The 17,121-nt window shown below is 33.3% G+C and carries 12 protein-coding genes; 11 read left to right on the forward strand and 1 reads right to left on the reverse strand.

The window, feature by feature from the left end; all coding sequences use genetic code 11:
- From EYW44_RS09925 to EYW44_RS09940, 4 genes are all read left to right on the forward strand, one after another.
- On the forward strand, positions 1 to 7,124 hold a 7,124-nt coding region (locus EYW44_RS09925; RefSeq protein WP_165872196.1), incomplete at its 5' end, for a gliding motility-associated C-terminal domain-containing protein.
- Between the two features lie 30 nt (positions 7,125 to 7,154).
- Positions 7,155 to 8,072 carry a PorP/SprF family type IX secretion system membrane protein gene (locus EYW44_RS09930; RefSeq protein ID WP_243643634.1) on the forward strand — a complete coding sequence of 306 codons (918 nt, stop codon included), beginning with the start codon at positions 7,155 to 7,157 and terminating at the stop codon, positions 8,070 to 8,072.
- 18 nt (positions 8,073 to 8,090) lie between these two features.
- Positions 8,091 to 10,058, forward strand: coding sequence for an OmpA family protein (locus EYW44_RS09935; protein WP_132723513.1), 1,968 nt, complete (start codon positions 8,091 to 8,093; stop codon positions 10,056 to 10,058).
- Positions 10,059 to 10,168: 110 nt separating this feature from the next.
- A complete protein-coding gene (locus tag EYW44_RS09940) occupies positions 10,169 to 11,992 on the forward strand; it encodes a DUF885 domain-containing protein (RefSeq protein WP_132723514.1) in 1,824 nt (607 codons plus the stop codon).
- A gap of 70 nt (positions 11,993 to 12,062) precedes the next feature.
- Here EYW44_RS09940 and EYW44_RS09945 read toward each other — a convergent pair whose 3' ends face one another.
- Entirely contained in the window at positions 12,063 to 12,791 is a 729-nt protein-coding gene (locus EYW44_RS09945) for a hypothetical protein (RefSeq protein WP_132723515.1), read from the reverse strand.
- A gap of 384 nt (positions 12,792 to 13,175) precedes the next feature.
- On the opposite strand from EYW44_RS09945, the gene EYW44_RS22705 reads away from it, so the two are divergent.
- The 7 genes from EYW44_RS22705 to EYW44_RS09970 all read left to right on the forward strand — a co-directional run bounded on the left by EYW44_RS22705 (position 13,176) and on the right by EYW44_RS09970 (position 17,120).
- Entirely contained in the window at positions 13,176 to 13,310 is a 135-nt protein-coding gene (locus tag EYW44_RS22705; protein WP_256369375.1) for a hypothetical protein, read from the forward strand.
- Positions 13,311 to 13,342: 32 nt separating this feature from the next.
- On the forward strand, positions 13,343 to 13,513 hold the full coding sequence (locus EYW44_RS22175; RefSeq protein ID WP_165872197.1) for a hypothetical protein: 171 nt from the start codon (positions 13,343 to 13,345) through the stop codon (positions 13,511 to 13,513).
- Between the two features lie 41 nt (positions 13,514 to 13,554).
- Positions 13,555 to 15,198, forward strand: coding sequence for a tetratricopeptide repeat-containing sensor histidine kinase (locus EYW44_RS09950; protein ID WP_132723516.1), 1,644 nt, complete (start codon positions 13,555 to 13,557; stop codon positions 15,196 to 15,198).
- Between the two features lies 1 nt (position 15,199).
- On the forward strand, positions 15,200 to 15,868 hold the full coding sequence (locus tag EYW44_RS09955; RefSeq protein ID WP_132723517.1) for a response regulator: 669 nt from the start codon (positions 15,200 to 15,202) through the stop codon (positions 15,866 to 15,868).
- An 87-nt stretch (positions 15,869 to 15,955) separates the two neighbouring features.
- Complete coding sequence (locus tag EYW44_RS09960) at positions 15,956 to 16,138, forward strand: YegP family protein (protein WP_132723560.1); 183 nt, start codon at positions 15,956 to 15,958, stop codon at positions 16,136 to 16,138.
- 262 nt (positions 16,139 to 16,400) lie between these two features.
- Positions 16,401 to 16,679 (forward strand): hypothetical protein, encoded by a 279-nt coding sequence (locus tag EYW44_RS22470; protein WP_207893767.1) that lies wholly within the window; start codon positions 16,401 to 16,403, stop codon positions 16,677 to 16,679.
- A gap of 45 nt (positions 16,680 to 16,724) precedes the next feature.
- The gene (locus EYW44_RS09970; protein ID WP_132723518.1) at positions 16,725 to 17,120 is read left to right on the forward strand and encodes a TerB family tellurite resistance protein; all 396 of its coding nucleotides are present in this window, start codon (positions 16,725 to 16,727) and stop codon (positions 17,118 to 17,120) included.
- The last annotated feature ends 1 nt before the right edge of the window (position 17,121 follow it).

Below are 17,121 nucleotides of genomic sequence, written 5' to 3' on the forward strand. Positions count from 1 at the left end.
CAGATGATGTTTGTCAGACGGCAACTTTAACAATCACTGTTACAGGTCCAGATAGTGATGGAGATGGAGTAGTAGATGCACAAGATTTAGATGATGATAATGATGGAATTTTAGATACAGCAGAGGCAAACGGACAACCAGATCCAAGTGCAGATGCAGACAATGATGGAATTCCAAACTATTTAGATACAGATATTGGAGCAGATGGAAATGGAGATGGCGTTGTAGATGCATATGATGCAGATGGAGATGGTGTTCCAAATCATTTAGATTTAGATAGTGATAACGACGGAATTTACGATGTTGTAGAAACAGGAGGAACTGATGCCGACGGAGATGGAACAGCAGATGATACAGATGGAGATGCCACAAACAATGATGGAATTCCAAGTACAGCAGGAACAGGAGTAGCAACACCAACTGATAGTGATAGTGGAACTGATCCAAATAGTCCAGACTTCTTAGATACTGATAGTGATGGAGATGGATGTAATGATGCCGATGAAGCTTTCGGAACCGCTACAGCAGATGCAGATGATAATGGAACATATGGAAGTGGAACTTTAACATTAGGATCAGGAGTTGATGCAGACGGAACTGTAACAGCAGCAGATTATTCAACAGGAAGTAATTCAGATGTGACTACAGCAGGACCAGATTTAGATGGAGATGGTATTGCAACGGTTTGTGATATGGATGATGACAATGATGGAAATCCAGATACAAATGATACGAATCCAAATACGGCAACTGTAGCAGATGATACAGCTACAGTAGATGCAGGGACTCCAGTTACAACGAATGTTTTAACCAATGATGATTATTTAGGAGATACAGATCCAAATAATACAGGAAACACGATTTTATATCAAACAGGAGGAACAGCCGCAGGTACAGTAAGTATTGATCCAGATACAGGAGAAATTACTTATACACCAACATCATCAGAAGCAGGCACAGATGTAACGATAGAGTATACAGTTTGTAATGATGTAAACGACGATACTACATTTGATGCAGTAACCGGTTTACCAAATGCAAACACAACAGATGATGTTTGTCAAACAGCAACTTTAACAATTACAGTTACAGGTCCAGATAGTGATGGAGATGGAGTAGTAGATGCACAAGATTTAGATGATGATAATGATGGAATTTTAGATACAGCAGAAGCAAATGGACAACCAGATCCAAGTGCAGATGCAGACAATGATGGAATTCCAAACTATTTAGATACAGATATTGGAGCAGATGGAAATGGAGATGGCGTTGTAGATGCATATGATGCAGATGGAGATGGTGTTCCAAATCATTTAGATTTAGATAGTGATAACGACGGAATTTACGATGTTGTAGAAACAGGAGGAACTGATGCCGACGGAGATGGAACAGCAGATGATACAGATGGAGATGCCACAAACAATGATGGAATTCCAAATACAGCAGGAACTGGTATATCGACACCAATTGATAGTGATAGTGCTATGGATCCAAACAGTCCGGATTTCTTAGATACTGATAGTGATGAGGATGGATGTAGTGATGCAAATGAAGCATTCGCTAATTCAAATGCTGATGGAGGAGATGGTGCTCAATATGGAACAGGAGATCCATTAACTTTAGGAGCAGGTGAAATAAATTCAAATGGAACCGTAACTGCAGCAGATTATTCAACAGGAACAAATGCAGATGTTGTAACAACTGGTCCAGATACAGATGGAGATGGTATTTCAACAGCTTGTGATACAGATGATGACGGTGACGGAGTGCCAGATACACAAGAAATTACTGATGGAACAGATCCAAATGATGCTTGTTCATATAACGTGGCTAATCAAGTAATCGCTAATGTTTCAGCTTCATGGAATGCATTAGATTGTGATGGAGACGGAGTAACTAATGGACAGGAAGTAATTGATGGAACAGATCCTAACGATGGATGTGCATATAATGTAGCTAATCAAGTTGCAGGTTCAGTATCGGCTACTTGGAGTGCATTAGACTGTGATGGAGATGGAGAGACGAATGGAGTAGAGTTAGGAAATTCAACAGATCCATTAGATCCTTGTTCAGGAGGAGATGTAAACTCAGTAAACTTAAATGATACAACTTCTGATTGGTTTACCGCAGATTGTGATGGAGATGGAGTGGTTAATGGAGTTGAAGTAGATCCAAATGGAGATGGAATAGCAGGACCTGGTGGAACAGATCCAAACGATCCTTGTTCATTTGATGCTTCAGCAGTAACATTAACTCAGAGTGGAGCTTATTTAACAGCGGATTGTGATGGAGACGGTGTAACGAATGGTCAAGAAGTTACGGATGGAACAGATCCAACAAATCCTTGTGAATATAATGCAGCAAGTCAAGTAGCAGGATCAGTATCTGCAGCTTGGAGTGCGTTAGATTGCGATGGTGACGGAGAAACGAATGGAGTAGAATTAGGAAACTCAACAGATCCATTAGATCCATGTAGTGTAACAACAGCTACAATACCAGTATCTACAGCTCCTAATTATGCAGTATGGGCAGCAGCAGATTGTGATGGTGATGGAGAGACAAATGGAGAAGAGAAAATAAATGGAACAGACTGTGCAGATCCTTGTAGTTATACAAATGCACCAATAGTTACGGATCCAGCTTATGCTACATGGTCAGTACTAGATTGTGATGGAGATGGCGTAAATAATGGTCAAGAAATTTCTGACGGAACAGACCCTGTAGATCCTTGTTCATACAATGTGGCAAGTCAAGTAATAGCAAGTGTTACAGCAACATGGAATGCAGCGGATTGTGATGGAGATGGTGTAACAAATGGTCAGGAAGTTACAGATATGACAGATCCTAACGATGTTTGTAGTTATAACACAGCTAGTCAGGTGATAGCAAATGTAACAGCGGCATGGAATGCAGCCGACTGTGATGAAGATGGAGTAACGAATGGACAAGAAATTACAGATAGTACAGACCCTACAGATGCTTGTAGTTATAACCCAACAAATCAAGTAATAGCAAATGTTGGTACTTCTTGGAATGTTGCAGATTGTGATAGTGATGGATTGACAAATGCTGAAGAAATTACTGGAACAGATGATCCAAGTACACCAGCCGATCCAAATGGAGTAACAACAGATCCAAATGACCCAGATACTGATGGAGATGGAGTTACTGATGGACAAGAAGCAATAGATGGAACCAATTCAAATGATGTTTGTGATTATAATGCTGCAAGTCAGGTTCTTGCAAATGTAGAGCCAGCATGGAGTTCAGCAGATTGTGATAGTGATGGATTAACAAATGCAGAAGAAACTTCTGGAACAGATGATCCAAGTACACCAGCCGATCCAAATGGAGTAACAACAGATCCACAAGATCCAGATACAGATGGAGATGGAGTTACTGATGGTCAAGAGGCAGTTGACGGAACTAACCCGAATGACGTTTGTGATTATGAAGCAGCAAGTCAAGTTTTAGCAAATGTAGAAGCTTCTTGGAACGATGCAGATTGTGATGGAGATGGATTAAATAATGAAGAGGAAACATCAGGAGTTGATGATCCAAGTACGCCAGCCGATCCAAATGGAGAAACAACAGATCCTAATGATCCAGATACAGATGGAGATGGAGTTACCGATGGACAAGAGGCAATAGATGGAACTAATCCTAATGATCCTTGTGATTATAATGTTGCAAGTCAGGTATTAGCAAATGTAGAGGCATCATGGAATGCGGCAGATTGTGATAATGATGGATTAACGAATGCAGAGGAGACTTCAGGAACAGATAATCCAAGTACGCCAGCCGATCCAAATGGAGTAACAACAGATCCTAATGATCCAGATACAGATGGAGATGGAGTTACTGATGGTCAAGAGGCAATAGATGGAACCAATCCAAATGATGTTTGTGATTATAATGCTTCAAGTCAAGTATTAGCAAATGTAGAAGCATCATGGAATGCAGCAGATTGTGATAGTGATGGATTAACGAATGCTGAAGAGACTTCAGGAGTAGATGATCCGAGTACACCAGCTAATCCAAATGGTGAGACAACAGATCCAAATGATCCAGATACAGATGGAGATGGAGTTACTGATGGTCAAGAGGCATTAGATGGAACCAATCCAAACGATGTTTGTGATTACAATGCTTCAAGTCAAGTATTAGCAAATGTAGAGGCATCGTGGAATGCAGCAGATTGTGATAGTGACGGATTAACAAATGCAGAAGAAACATCAGGAGTTGATGATCCAAGTACACCAGCCGATCCAAATGGAGTAACTACTGATCCAAATGATCCAGATAGTGATGATGATGGAGTTACTGATGGTCAAGAAGCTGTTGATGGAACCAATCCAAATGATCCTTGTGATTATAATCCTACAAATCAAGTAGCAGCTAATATAGGAGCTACATGGAATGCAGCCGATTGTGATAGTGATGGATTAACAAATGGAGAAGAATTAACAGGAAATGATGATCCAAGTACGCCAGCCGATCCAAATGGTGTAACTACTGATCCAAATGATCCAGATACAGATGGAGATGGAGTTACTGATGGTCAAGAGGCAATAGATGGAACCAATCCAAATGATGTTTGTGATTACAATGCAGCAAGTCAAGTTATGGCAAATGTAGAAGCGTCTTGGAGTTCAGCCGATTGTGATAATGATGGATTAACAAATGCAGAGGAGATTACAGGAACAGATGATCCAAGTACGCCAGCCGATCCAAATGGAGTAACTACCGATCCACAAGATCCAGATACGGACGGAGATGGAGTTACCGATGGTCAAGAAGCAATAGATGGAACCAATCCAAATGATGTTTGTGATTACGAAGCGGCAAGTCAAGTGTTGGCAAATGTAGAAGCATCATGGAACGATGCAGATTGTGATGGTGACGGATTAAACAACGAAGAAGAAACATCAGGAGTTGATGATCCAACTACACCAGCCGATCCAAATGGAGTAACTACTGACCCACAAGATCCAGACACGGATGGAGATGGAGTTACCGATAGTCAAGAAGCAATAGATGGAACCAATCCGAATGATGTTTGTGATTACAATGCTGCAAGTCAGGTAGTAGCAAATATTGAAGCATCATGGAATGCAGCAGATTGTGATAATGACGGATTAACAAATGCTGAAGAATTAACAGGAACAGATGATCCAAGCACACCAGCCGATCCAAATGGAGTGACTACTGATCCACAAGATCCAGATACAGATGGAGATGGAGTTACCGATGGTCAAGAAGCTGTTGATGGTACGAATCCGAACGATCCATGTGATTACCAAGGTTCAAGTCAAGATGTTGCTTTAGTAGATGCTGCTTGGAGTGAATTAGATTGTGATGGAGATGGATTAAATAATGGAGAGGAATTAACAGGAGTTGATGATCCAGATACAACATTAGATCCAGATGGTGTTACTACTGATCCATTAGATGCAGATACAGATAATGATGGTCATTCAGATGCTACAGATCCAAATCCAAACGATCCAACAGCACAAGATGATACGAGTTTAGCAGAATTAGGAGAATCTACATTAATAGACATTTTAGGAAATGATGATTATTTAGATAATTCTGATCCAAATAACTTAGGAACAACAAGTATTGTAAATACAGGAAATGGAACTGCACAAGGAACAATCATATTTGATCCAGGAACAGGAACATTATTATACACTCCTTTAGCTGGAGAAGCTGGTCAAACAGTAACTGTAGAATATGAAGTGTGTAACAATGAATCAGGAACACCAGTTTGTGATACAGCAGTAGTATTCATAACTGTTTCAGACGAAAATGATAGTGATGGTATTTCTAATTCGAATGATGTTGATGATGATAACGATGGTATTTTAGATGTAGATGAAACACCAGGAGGAATTGATCCTGATACCGATGCAGATGGAGATGGAGTGCCAGTATATTTAGATGATGACGATTCTGATCCGACTGTTGGAAACAATGACAACTTACCAGAAGATGGATTTGATACCGATGGAGATGGAGTAGCAAATCACTTAGATATTGATTCAGATGATGATGGTATTCCTGATAATGTTGAAGTACAACCAACTGATGGTTATGTGCCACCAACAGGAAATGACACCGATGGAGATGGTTTAGATGATGCTTATGATCCTGATAATGGAGGTACACCAATTGGAACACCAGTAGATACAGATGTTGATGGTACACCAGATTACTTAGATCAAGATTCAGATGGAGATGGCGTATTAGATACTATAGAAGCTTTTGATTTAAACGGAGATGGAGTTGCAGACATTGTACCAGATAGAGTTGATACTGATGGAGATGGACTAGATGACGCTTTTGAAGGAACTAATTTAGATGATGGTTTTGATTCAAATGATAATTTAGATGGAGGAGCAATTGATACTGTAGATTCAGATGGAGATGGTATTCCAGATTTTAGAGATGATGATGACGATAATGACGGAGTAGCAACAGGAGAAGAAGATTTAGATGAGTTTGGTAATCCAACAGGTGATCCTGCGGATATTGATACGGATGGAGATGGAACCCCAGATTATTTAGATCAGGATGATGATGGTGATGGAATATTAACAGATCAAGAGAATCCTGATTCAGATGGAGATGGTATTCCTGTAGATGCTCAAGATACAGATGGAGATGGTATTCCAGATTATTTAGATCAGGATGATGATGGAGATGGAAATGAAACAAGTGATGAAGATCCTGATCCAGATTCAGATGGTAATCCATCAGATGCAATTGATACTGACGGAGATGGTACACCAGACTATTTAGATACAAGTGATGATGACATTGAAGTGTTTAATATTTTAACATTGAATGGTGATGGAGACAATAGCTTCTTTAATATTAGAGGAATTACGAATGAGAAGTATAGAAATAATACTGTTGAGATATTTAACCGTTGGGGTAATACTGTGTACAAAGTACAAGGTTATAATAATGCAGAAAAAGCATTTAGAGGCTTGTCTAATGGTAGAGCAACAATCATAGAAGATGATAAATTACCTACAGGAACTTACTTCTATGTAATTGACTTAGGTGACGGTTCTGAACCAATGACAGGATGGTTATACATTAACAATAAGTAGTAATTCATGATAAGAAAAAATCATTATACAATGAAAAACATCATAAAGTATACAGTTGCCTTATTATTATTTATCGCTAATGTGGTAAATGCGCAACAAGACCCACAATTTACACAGTATATGTACAACACAATGAGTGTTAACCCTGCTTACGCTGGTACTAATGATTTTACCATTATAACAGCAATAGCTAGAACTCAATGGGTTGGTGTAAATGGTGCTCCTGATTCACAAACATTAAGTTATGATACTCAATTAGGAGCAACAGGAGTTGGTTTAGGTATTAATTTAATTCATGATGAGATAGGACCAGCTAGAGAATTATCTTTAGATGCGAATGTATCTTACGGAGTTAAATTAAGTGAAGATGCTAATCTATCATTCGGTTTGAAACTGGGTGGTAGAAGCTTAAATGTAGATCCTAGAAGAGGAAATCCAGAAACACAGTCAGATCAATTATTAGGAGTTTTAGATAGATTTTTACCAACTATTGGAGCAGGTGTCTTCTATTACAAACCTAAATGGTATTTAGGAGCAGCCGTGCCTAATATTTTACGTACGGAGCATTATGATGATACTATAAATGGAGGTGATGTGGCAACTGAGCGTTTGCACTTTTTCTTAATTGGTGGTTATGTGTTTGATTTAAGTGAATCGGTAAAGTTTAAACCAGCATCTTTGGTGAAAGTTGTAAACGGAGCCCCTTTATCATTAGATCTTTCTGCTAACTTTTTATTTAATGAAAAAGTTAACGCAGGTTTAGCCTGGAGATGGGATGATTCTGTTAGTGCATTGATAGGTTTTAGGTTTGCCAAGAATTTTAATTTAGGTTTTGCCTATGACTTAACAACATCTAATTATAGTAATTATAATTCTGGAACTTACGAATTAATGTTGCGTTGGCAAGGAACACCAAAGCAAACAGTGAAATCACCAAGATTCTTCTAATCATTAAAATATATACTGATGAGAAAAGTACTATTTACACTAATCGTTTTTAATATAGCAGCTGCTTTTGCTCAGCTAAGAACTGCTGATCGTTATTTTAAAGAATTCGCATATAAGAAAACAGCTGATATGTATTTAGATATTAATAAGAAAGGAGACAATTCTTATTTAGTATTGAGTAGGCTTGCTGATTCTTACTACTTTAATAGTGAATTTGAAAAAGCAGTACCATGGTACAAGAAGCTTATGAAAAATTACGCTAAGGAAGCTACAGCAAGTCATATATTTAGATATGCACAGTCTTTAAGAAGTACTGGAGATATAGAAGAATCAGATTTATGGTTGTTAAAAATAGAAGATGTTCAAAGAGATGATAGCAGGCCAAGAGCTTTGGTGAAAAATTCAGATTATTTTAGTGAATACTCATCTACAAATGATGCTTTTGTAAATGTTCATAATATTTCTTCAAATACTAAATATTCAGATTTTGGAGGATTTATTTACGATGATCTTTTCTATTTTGCTTCTACTAAACCAGTAATAGCAGAGGACAAGTTAAAGAAAAAAGATCTGTACAAATGGAATGATCAGCCGTATTTGAATATTTATAAAACTTATTTAGTAAAATCTACTAGTAAGATTTTAGAAGTAGAAAATCCAATGAAATTAAACTCTATAAGTACAAAATATCATGAGTCTAATGTAATTATTACTAAAGACGGTAGAACGATGTTTTTTACAAGGGACAATTACAATGGAGGTTCATTAAAAGGTGACAGAAAGAATATTTCTCATTTAAAGATTTACAAAGCAAAAAGAGAAGGAAATGAATGGACAGATATTAAAGAATTACCTTTTAATAGTGATGATTATTCTATTGGACACCCAGCATTAAGTCCTGATGAAAAAACATTGTATTTTGTTTCAGATATGCCTTATGGTTATGGAGAGACAGATATTTACAAAGTAAAAATTTATGAGGAAGATGTTTATGGGAAGCCTGTGAATTTAGGTAGAGAAATTAATACAGAGGGTAGAGAAATGTTTCCTTTTGTAGGAAGTGATGAAACTTTGTATTTTTCTTCAGACGGACATTTAGGATTAGGCGCTTTAGATGTTTTTGAATCTAAATTATATAATGATGAATATACGAAACCTGTAAATCTTGAAAAACCTGTAAATAGTTCGCGTGACGATTTTGGTTTTGCAATAAATAAAGAAAGAACTAATGGATTTTTTTCATCTAACAGAAAAGGAGGAAAAGGAGATGATGATATTTATAGTTTTACAATTAATATTTGTAAAGAAGATATTACAGGTGTTGTTACAGATTTAAAATCAGGAACCCCAATTTCAGGAGCTTTAGTTCGTTTAATAGACAAAGATGGAGAGCCGCTTTCTAAGCAAGTTACTAAAGCTGACGGTAAGTATAGTTTTAAAAATATTGATTGTAAAAAAGACTTTACTGTTTCTGCTGAAAAAGATGATTATAGAAGTGATCAGAAGAAAGCAGCAACACTTAATATTGATAAAAAAATAATTACAGCAAATTTAGCTTTAGAATCATTAATTGTTAATAAAGACGGTCAGGAATCGCAAATTGTAATACATCCTATTTACTTTGATTTTGATTTATATAATATTAGACAGGATTCTAAGTATGAGTTAGAGAATATTATATCTGTAATGAAGAATAATCCAGATATGGTAATTAGAATAGAATCTCATACTGATAGTAGAGGATCAAAATCTTACAACAGGAATTTATCGACTAATAGAGCAAATGCAACAAAAGATTATCTGATTTCAAGAGGAATTTTACCATCTAGAATTGATAGTGCTGTAGGTTATGGTGAAGATCAATTACTGAATAATTGTAATGATGCTAATCAAGATAAATGTTCTGAAGCAGAACATCAACGAAATAGAAGATCTTACTTTTATATTGTACGAGGAGGAAAAAATGTAACTTCAAGCAATCAATAAAAGTTATAAATAGTTAATATTATACATTAAAAAGCATTTCTGTTAAAGGAAATGCTTTTTAGTTTTTAAACATTATAATTTGGTATATTTCAGCGTCAAAAATTAAACCAATGAGATTAACCATTTTAAAAACATCTGTTATTAGTGGATTTGCGTTGTTTATTTCATGCAAATCTGAAACAGTAAAAGAAATTACTTCCGAAGAAATAACCAAAGAATCAGCAAAAGTTAATGCTTTTTTTCAAAAACAATTTGAAGAATCATTAGATCGACATCCTATGTATCAGTCTTACTTAGGAATAAAGAAAGATGCTGATAAGTGGAATGACATATCTGATAGTTTTTTAGATAAAGAGTTAGCTTTAACAAAAGAAGCTTTACAATGGATGGTTGATTCCGTAAATACAAAAGCTTTAGATAAGGACACTAAATTAAGTTACGATTTATATAAACAAAGTTTAGAGAATACAATTGCTGATGATACATTTAGATTGTACACTTATCCTGTAAATCAAATGCATGGATCTCAGTCAGAAATTCCTGCTTTTTTAATCAACATGCATCAAATTGGTAACAAAAAGGATGCTGAAAATTATATCAGCAGATTAAAAGGTATTCAACCAATGTTTGCCCAATTAACTGAGAACTTAAAAAAGCGTCAAGAAGCAGGCATAATGATTCCGAAGTTTGTTTTTGCTAAAGTATTAGATGATTCTAGAAACATAATTAAAGGAGCGCCTTTTGATTCATCTTCAGAAAAAAGTACCTTATTAAATGATTTTGAAACCAAAGTATCTAAATTAGATATTGAAGATTCAGAAAAATCAGCATTAATAGAAGAGGTGAAAAAAGCTCTTAAAAACGAATTTTTAACAGGGTATAACAATTTAATTTCAACTTTAGAGGCTCAAGAAAAAGAAGCAACTACAGACGACGGAGCATGGAAGTTTCCGAATGGAGAAGCATTTTATAATAATGCATTAAAAAGAACAACTACTACAGAGTTAACAGCAAATGAAATTCATGAAATAGGTTTAAATGAAGTGAAAAGAATTCATGGTGAAATGAATGCGATTAAAGAAAAAGTAGGTTTTAAAGGTTCTTTACAAGACTTTTTTAAGTTTATGAAAACCGATAAGCAGTTTTACTATTCAGCTGATGACAAAGGAAGAAAAGAGTATATGGATAAAGCTGAGTTTATAATTGATAGTATGAAAACTCGTTTAGATGAGTTATTTATTACAAAGCCAAAAGCTGATTTACAAGTAAAAGCTGTAGAAGCATTTAGAGAAAAATCTGCAGGTAAAGCATTTTATCAGCAACCAGCGATTGATGGATCTCGTCCAGGAACGTATTATGCTAATATGTATGATATGGAAAGCATGCCGTCTTATCAAATGGAAGCATTGGCTTATCATGAAGGAATACCAGGACACCATATGCAAATTGCTATTGCTCAGGAATTAAAAGAGGTTCCTATGTTTAGAAAATTTGGTAGATATACAGCGTATGTTGAAGGTTGGGGACTGTACTCAGAATTTATTCCAAAAGAAATGGGCTTTTATGCAGATCCTTATTCTGATTTTGGTCGTTTAGCCATGGAGTTGTGGAGAGCTTGTCGTTTAGTAGTAGATACAGGAATTCATGCTAAAAAATGGACACGAGAAGAAGGTATTAAATATTATACTGATAATACACCAAATGCTGAAGCTGATGCCGTTAAAATGGTTGAAAGACATATTGTAATGCCTAGCCAGGCAACAGCTTATAAAATAGGAATGCTTAAGATTTTAGAATTAAGAGAAAAGGCTAAAAAAGCATTAGCTGATAAATTCGATATTAGAAAGTTTCATGATGTGGTATTAACTAATGGTCCGTTACCATTGAATGTTTTAGAAAACTTAGTTGACGATTATATTTCGTCTGAGAAATAAAATAAGCTTATCTTAAAATAAAAAAATCCGTAGAAGTAAATTCTACGGATTTTTTTATTGAATTCTATTTTTATTGACATATATATTTATGAATCATATGCTCAGTAATATGTTTTAAAGTTTTTCCTGTTTCTGGATGAATTCCAACAGAAGTAAATATTTCTAATTCTCCAAAATTATTCTTTCCGTACCATACATTAGGATTTCCAGATTCATCAAAGAAATCATATTCACAGTTGACTTTGATTTTTTTAAAGTATTTGATTCGGTCTTCTTTATATAATTTTAATTTTCCTAGCTCGTACTTTTTAGTATCAAAAGAGACTTCTTCGTAATGATCATCTTTCCAAATCATCCAACGTTGTTTGGTAGATGCATAGAAGTAAGCAACTCCAGCAAATGAAATAATGCAAAAAAGAGTAATAGATGTCTTGTTTTTTTGAATCCTATTTAAAAGGAGATTTAAAAGTGTAGTTGATATTTTTATAGATTTAGAACTTTTTGAACCTTTTAAATCTATAATTACATTAGATTCTTTTTTGTTTTTTTCTAAAAAGTCTTGATAATCTTCGTAGTCTAAAAATTTACAAAGAGCTAAAACTGTTTTTTCTTTTTTAATATTTTTTTTACCATAGTAAACATCTCTAAGAGTTCTATCACTTACAGAAGCATTGTATTGGTCGGTTAAAATAATCGAAAGATTTTCAGAAGTAGGTGTGTCGTTTAATGGAATACCTGAATTTTTTACTTCTTTTTTTTTTACTTTTTTAAAAGCTTGGTCTACTAATTTTTGATGCATAATAGTTTGGTTTTTAGATTTCTAAATTTCGGAATTTTTTAAGAAAAAGATTTCTGAAAACTTTCTCAATACTTTCTTTTTCTCTTCTTAATCAGTCAATTTATCTGATGTTTATTTGTGTCAGAATTAAGGAGCTGATCAAATTAATTAATACACAGATTTCTCTTTTCTTCTATTAAAAGAGTAGCGAGTATAGCAGTTAGAAAATAGGAAAGTGCTATCTACTTTACTCACTTCTCTTTTCACTTTCCGTAAGGCCTTATTAAACGTGTTAGCACACAAAAAACAATTCGATGCAAAACTCGAGCAGGCATCACTTATGTAAAATTTTAAAACAGAAACAAAATGAAAAAAATATTTTCAATTATCCTTACGGGTTTCCTTATGTCTGGTTTATTTTCATGCACAGATAACGAAGAAGTTGTAACAAACAAATTAGAATTAAATAAGAGTAAAGTAGAGTGTTGTGATGAAGATGGTGAAATTTTGCCACCACCACCACCACCTGAAGATGATTAAAATTTATTACCTTGGAATCTAAAGTTAAAACTATGAGAAAAATATTATTAATTATTCTTACAAGCTTCTTTATGTCTTCCTTGTTTTCATGTACAGATACGGAAGAAATAGTATCTAGTAAATTAGAAGCGAGTAAAAGTAAAGTAAAATGTTGTGGTGAAGAAGAGGAAATACCGCCTCCACTTCCACCAGATAAAGATTAAAAAGTATTTAAGTTTAATCTTAGATTTAATAAATTAGAGGAATGAAAAAAATAAATAAATCATTCCTCTTTTTTATTTGTCTTCTATTTACTACAATCGTGTTTGGACAAAATAAAGTTGATAGTTTGTTGTACTATTCCAAATTAGTACAGCATCCTTCAAAAGATAAAGATTTAGTTAGAGCCTATGTTTTTTTTAAAAAAAAATATAAAGAAGCTACAGATAAAGGATATGGTTCAAGTGCTATACATGCATTAAGATATATTTCTAGTGTAGAATTAAAGCAAAGTTTTTTTGAAGAAAGTGAAAGAACAAGTATTGAGGCTTTAAAACTAGTTGAAAAAGAAAAAAAATCAAACTATAAAAAAGAATTACAAATAGGTTTATATAATCATTTAGGAATCCTTTATAGAAAACAAAAAAACTACGACAAAGCTCATAACCTTTATATTAAATCATTGAAACTATCAGAAAGTTTAAAGGATAGTATTATTATTTATAATAACATAGCAAATGTTTTTAAAGAAGAAGGAAATTATTATAAATCAAAAGAAATACTGGTTAAGATTTGTGAAAAAATTAAAAATGTAGAAAACCATATTTTAAGAGCAAGAGTTTTAGATAATTTAGGAGTGATAAAATCTAAAATGCAAAAAGAGGAAGGAAAAGAGGAAATGTTACTTGCTTTAGGATTAAGAAAACAAAACAATTATAATATTGGTATTCACACTAGCTATAATAATTTATCAGAGTTTTATAGAAGGAATTTAAATTTGGAAAAAGCTGAAAAATATGCTTTAAAGAGTTTGTCAGTAGCAAATGAAATTAATAATGATGGTTACAAACATAAATCTCTTGGACTTTTAACAGAATTAAGTAAAGATGCTTATGCATATGAATATAAAAAGCTAAATGATAGTATTACTGAAGCTAGAATGAAAAGTTCAAATAGATTTGCTTTATTAAAATATAATACCTCTAAAGAAAAGCAAAAAACAAAAGAAAGTCAGTTAAAAGCAGAAAAAGCAGAAAAACTACGAATAATTTATCAATTTCTAGGATTGATAATTCTGATAATATCCATAGGTTTTTATTTTTATTATAATGAAAAGCATAAAAAAAATGTTGTAGAAAATGTAATTATTACTGAGGGTAAAATATCTAAAACAATTCATGATGTGATAGCTAATGATGTATATCATATAATGACAAAGTTTCAATCTGATATAAATACAAAAGAAGAATTATTAGATGATTTAGAAGCAGTATATGAAAGGGCTAGAGATATTTCTAGAGATAATTATATGATTGATAAAGATATGGATTTTGAAAAGGTGTTAGGAGATCTATTTTCTAGTTATAAAAACAATAGTGTAAATGTCATTACAAAAAACTTACAAGAAATAGCTTGGGAAAAGTTTTCCGTTCAGAAAAAAAATATTTTATATAGAGTATTAAAAGAACTCATGACAAATATGAGGAAATACAGTGAAGCTAGCTTTGTAACTATTGGATTTGAACAGAAGAATAAAGTTCATCTTACTTATAAAGATAATGGGGTAGGAGCTGTACTTTCAAAAAAGAATGGATTGATAAATGCGGAAAGCCGTATAGAATCTGTTGGAGGAAAGATTATTTTTAACTCAGAACCAGAAAATGGTTTCATTGTAAAAATAGTTATATAACATGTATCAAAAAATTTTAGTAGTAGAAGATCAAGAAATTATAAATATAGGTTTACAGTCAGAACTGAAAAAGTTGGATATTGAAACTGTAGATCATGTTAAGTATTGTGATGATGCGAATTTAAAAATACAAAAAGCAATTAAAGACAAAGTTCCTTATGATATTTTGATCACTGATTTATCTTTTGAAAAAGATCATAGAGAACAATATTTAACATCAGGATTAGAGTTAGTAGCAAAATTAAGAGAAAAGAAAATAAATATTCCTGTAATAGTATATTCTGTAGAAGATAATTCTGAAGTAGTAAGAAGATTAGTACATACTTATAATGTAAATGCTTATGTATGCAAAGGAAGAGATGGAACAAGAGAATTAGTGCGAGCCTTGCATAATATTTTTAATGGACAAGAAATATACTTGTCGTCCAAAGTAATGAATGCCAGACAGAATACGATGGATAGTAATATTGATGATTACGATATTCAATTATTACAAAAATTATCCGAAGGTTTTTCACAAAAAGAGATTAGTCATTATTTTAAGGAAGCTAAAATTACTCCAAGTGGATTGAGTTCTGTAGAAAAAAGATTGAGTAAATTAAAAGATATTTTTAGAGCAAATAACCCTGTACAGTTAATAGCAATAGCAAAAGATGCCGGTTTTATATAATACTTTCCTTACATATGGTTTTCCGTATTATTATTTTTATTGATGATTATAAATTTGGATTCAGTATTAATTAAAAAAATAAACGAAATGGGATATCCAAAGTTTACCATCAAAAAAAGTGAAAATGATAAATATTATTTCAATTTGTATGCAAAAAATTATGAGGTTATAGCAACAAGTCAAATGTATAAAACTAAAAGTGGTTGTATCAATGGTATTAATTCAGTAAAAATAAATGCTCCTGAAGCCGAAATAGAAGATATGTCTTGATAGCCTCTATTTTTATCACACTATAAGCCTTACAGTAATTCTGTAAGGTTTTTTATTTATCATTCTTTCTTAACGGATTCCCGTAAGGTTTTGTTTGGTAACTGTTTTAGTTTTGAAGTAGTTAATACCTAATATAATGTATCATTTTTCAAAACGAAAAAAAAAGAAAATTGTTAAATAAAAGAAAGCCTTACGGAAATCCGTAAGGCTTTCTTTTTGGTAGTGAGTAAGTTTGAGCAACAAACTATTAAATAATTATAAGATGAAAACTAAGTATACACAATTAGAAAAATTACCAAAGTCAAAAAAGATGAATTTAAAAATTAAAAGTATTTCAATGGTACTAATTGTTGGAATGGTATTGATATTTAGCTCTTGTGGTTCGTCTGATGAAGATATGTTGAATACAAAAGCTGAGTCTGAATGGAAATGTGGAGTACATAATGGAAAACAACTTTACACTGGTCCGCAAGGAGGGTGTTATTACTATAATAGTAATGGTAATAAAACATATGTAGAAAGAAAAGAGTGTGCTTGTTAAATAATTATTTCTATTGAATAAAAGAAACTATAAAATTGACCGATTATGAATATAATATCAGAAGAATTAAAAGCCCATTTTTTAAGGCTGTATAGTATTGCCTTTACAGATGATAATTTCCATCATTTAGAATTAAAAATGTTATATGACTTTGCCAAAGAAAGAGGAGTTCCAAAAGAAAACTTAGACGCTTTATTGTTAAATCCAACAGAAGTAATTGCAACAATTCCTGAAGAAACTCATCAAAAAATAACCTATTTATACCAGTTAAGCCAAATGATTTGGGCTGATGGTAAGGTAGACGATAATGAACGAAATGCTTTAAAAAAGTATATAAAGCTATTTGGGTTTGAAGAGGGAAATGTAGAAGAACTGTCAGATTATTTATTGCATGTAGTAAAAGAGAATATTTCATTAGAAAACGTATTAAAAGAACTGTAAA

The sequence above is a fragment of the Tenacibaculum sp. M341 genome (genome assembly GCF_004337695.1).
GTDB lineage: Bacteria > Bacteroidota > Bacteroidia > Flavobacteriales > Flavobacteriaceae > Polaribacter.

Excerpts from the sequence above, each read along its gene's own strand:
- EYW44_RS09930 (WP_243643634.1), top strand. The coding sequence starts at position 7,155 with ATGAAAAACATCATAAAGTATACAGTTGCCTTATTATTATTTATCGCT.
- EYW44_RS09935 (WP_132723513.1), top strand. The coding sequence starts at position 8,091 with ATGAGAAAAGTACTATTTACACTAATCGTTTTTAATATAGCAGCTGCT.
- EYW44_RS09940 (WP_132723514.1), top strand. The coding sequence starts at position 10,169 with ATGAGATTAACCATTTTAAAAACATCTGTTATTAGTGGATTTGCGTTG.
- EYW44_RS09945 (WP_132723515.1), bottom strand. The coding sequence starts at position 12,791 with ATGCATCAAAAATTAGTAGACCAAGCTTTTAAAAAAGTAAAAAAAAAA.
- EYW44_RS22705 (WP_256369375.1), top strand. The coding sequence starts at position 13,176 with ATGTCTGGTTTATTTTCATGCACAGATAACGAAGAAGTTGTAACAAAC.
- EYW44_RS22175 (WP_165872197.1), top strand. The coding sequence starts at position 13,343 with ATGAGAAAAATATTATTAATTATTCTTACAAGCTTCTTTATGTCTTCC.
- EYW44_RS09950 (WP_132723516.1), top strand. The coding sequence starts at position 13,555 with ATGAAAAAAATAAATAAATCATTCCTCTTTTTTATTTGTCTTCTATTT.
- EYW44_RS09955 (WP_132723517.1), top strand. The coding sequence starts at position 15,200 with ATGTATCAAAAAATTTTAGTAGTAGAAGATCAAGAAATTATAAATATA.
- EYW44_RS09960 (WP_132723560.1), top strand. The coding sequence starts at position 15,956 with ATGGGATATCCAAAGTTTACCATCAAAAAAAGTGAAAATGATAAATAT.
- EYW44_RS22470 (WP_207893767.1), top strand. The coding sequence starts at position 16,401 with ATGAAAACTAAGTATACACAATTAGAAAAATTACCAAAGTCAAAAAAG.
- EYW44_RS09970 (WP_132723518.1), top strand. The coding sequence starts at position 16,725 with ATGAATATAATATCAGAAGAATTAAAAGCCCATTTTTTAAGGCTGTAT.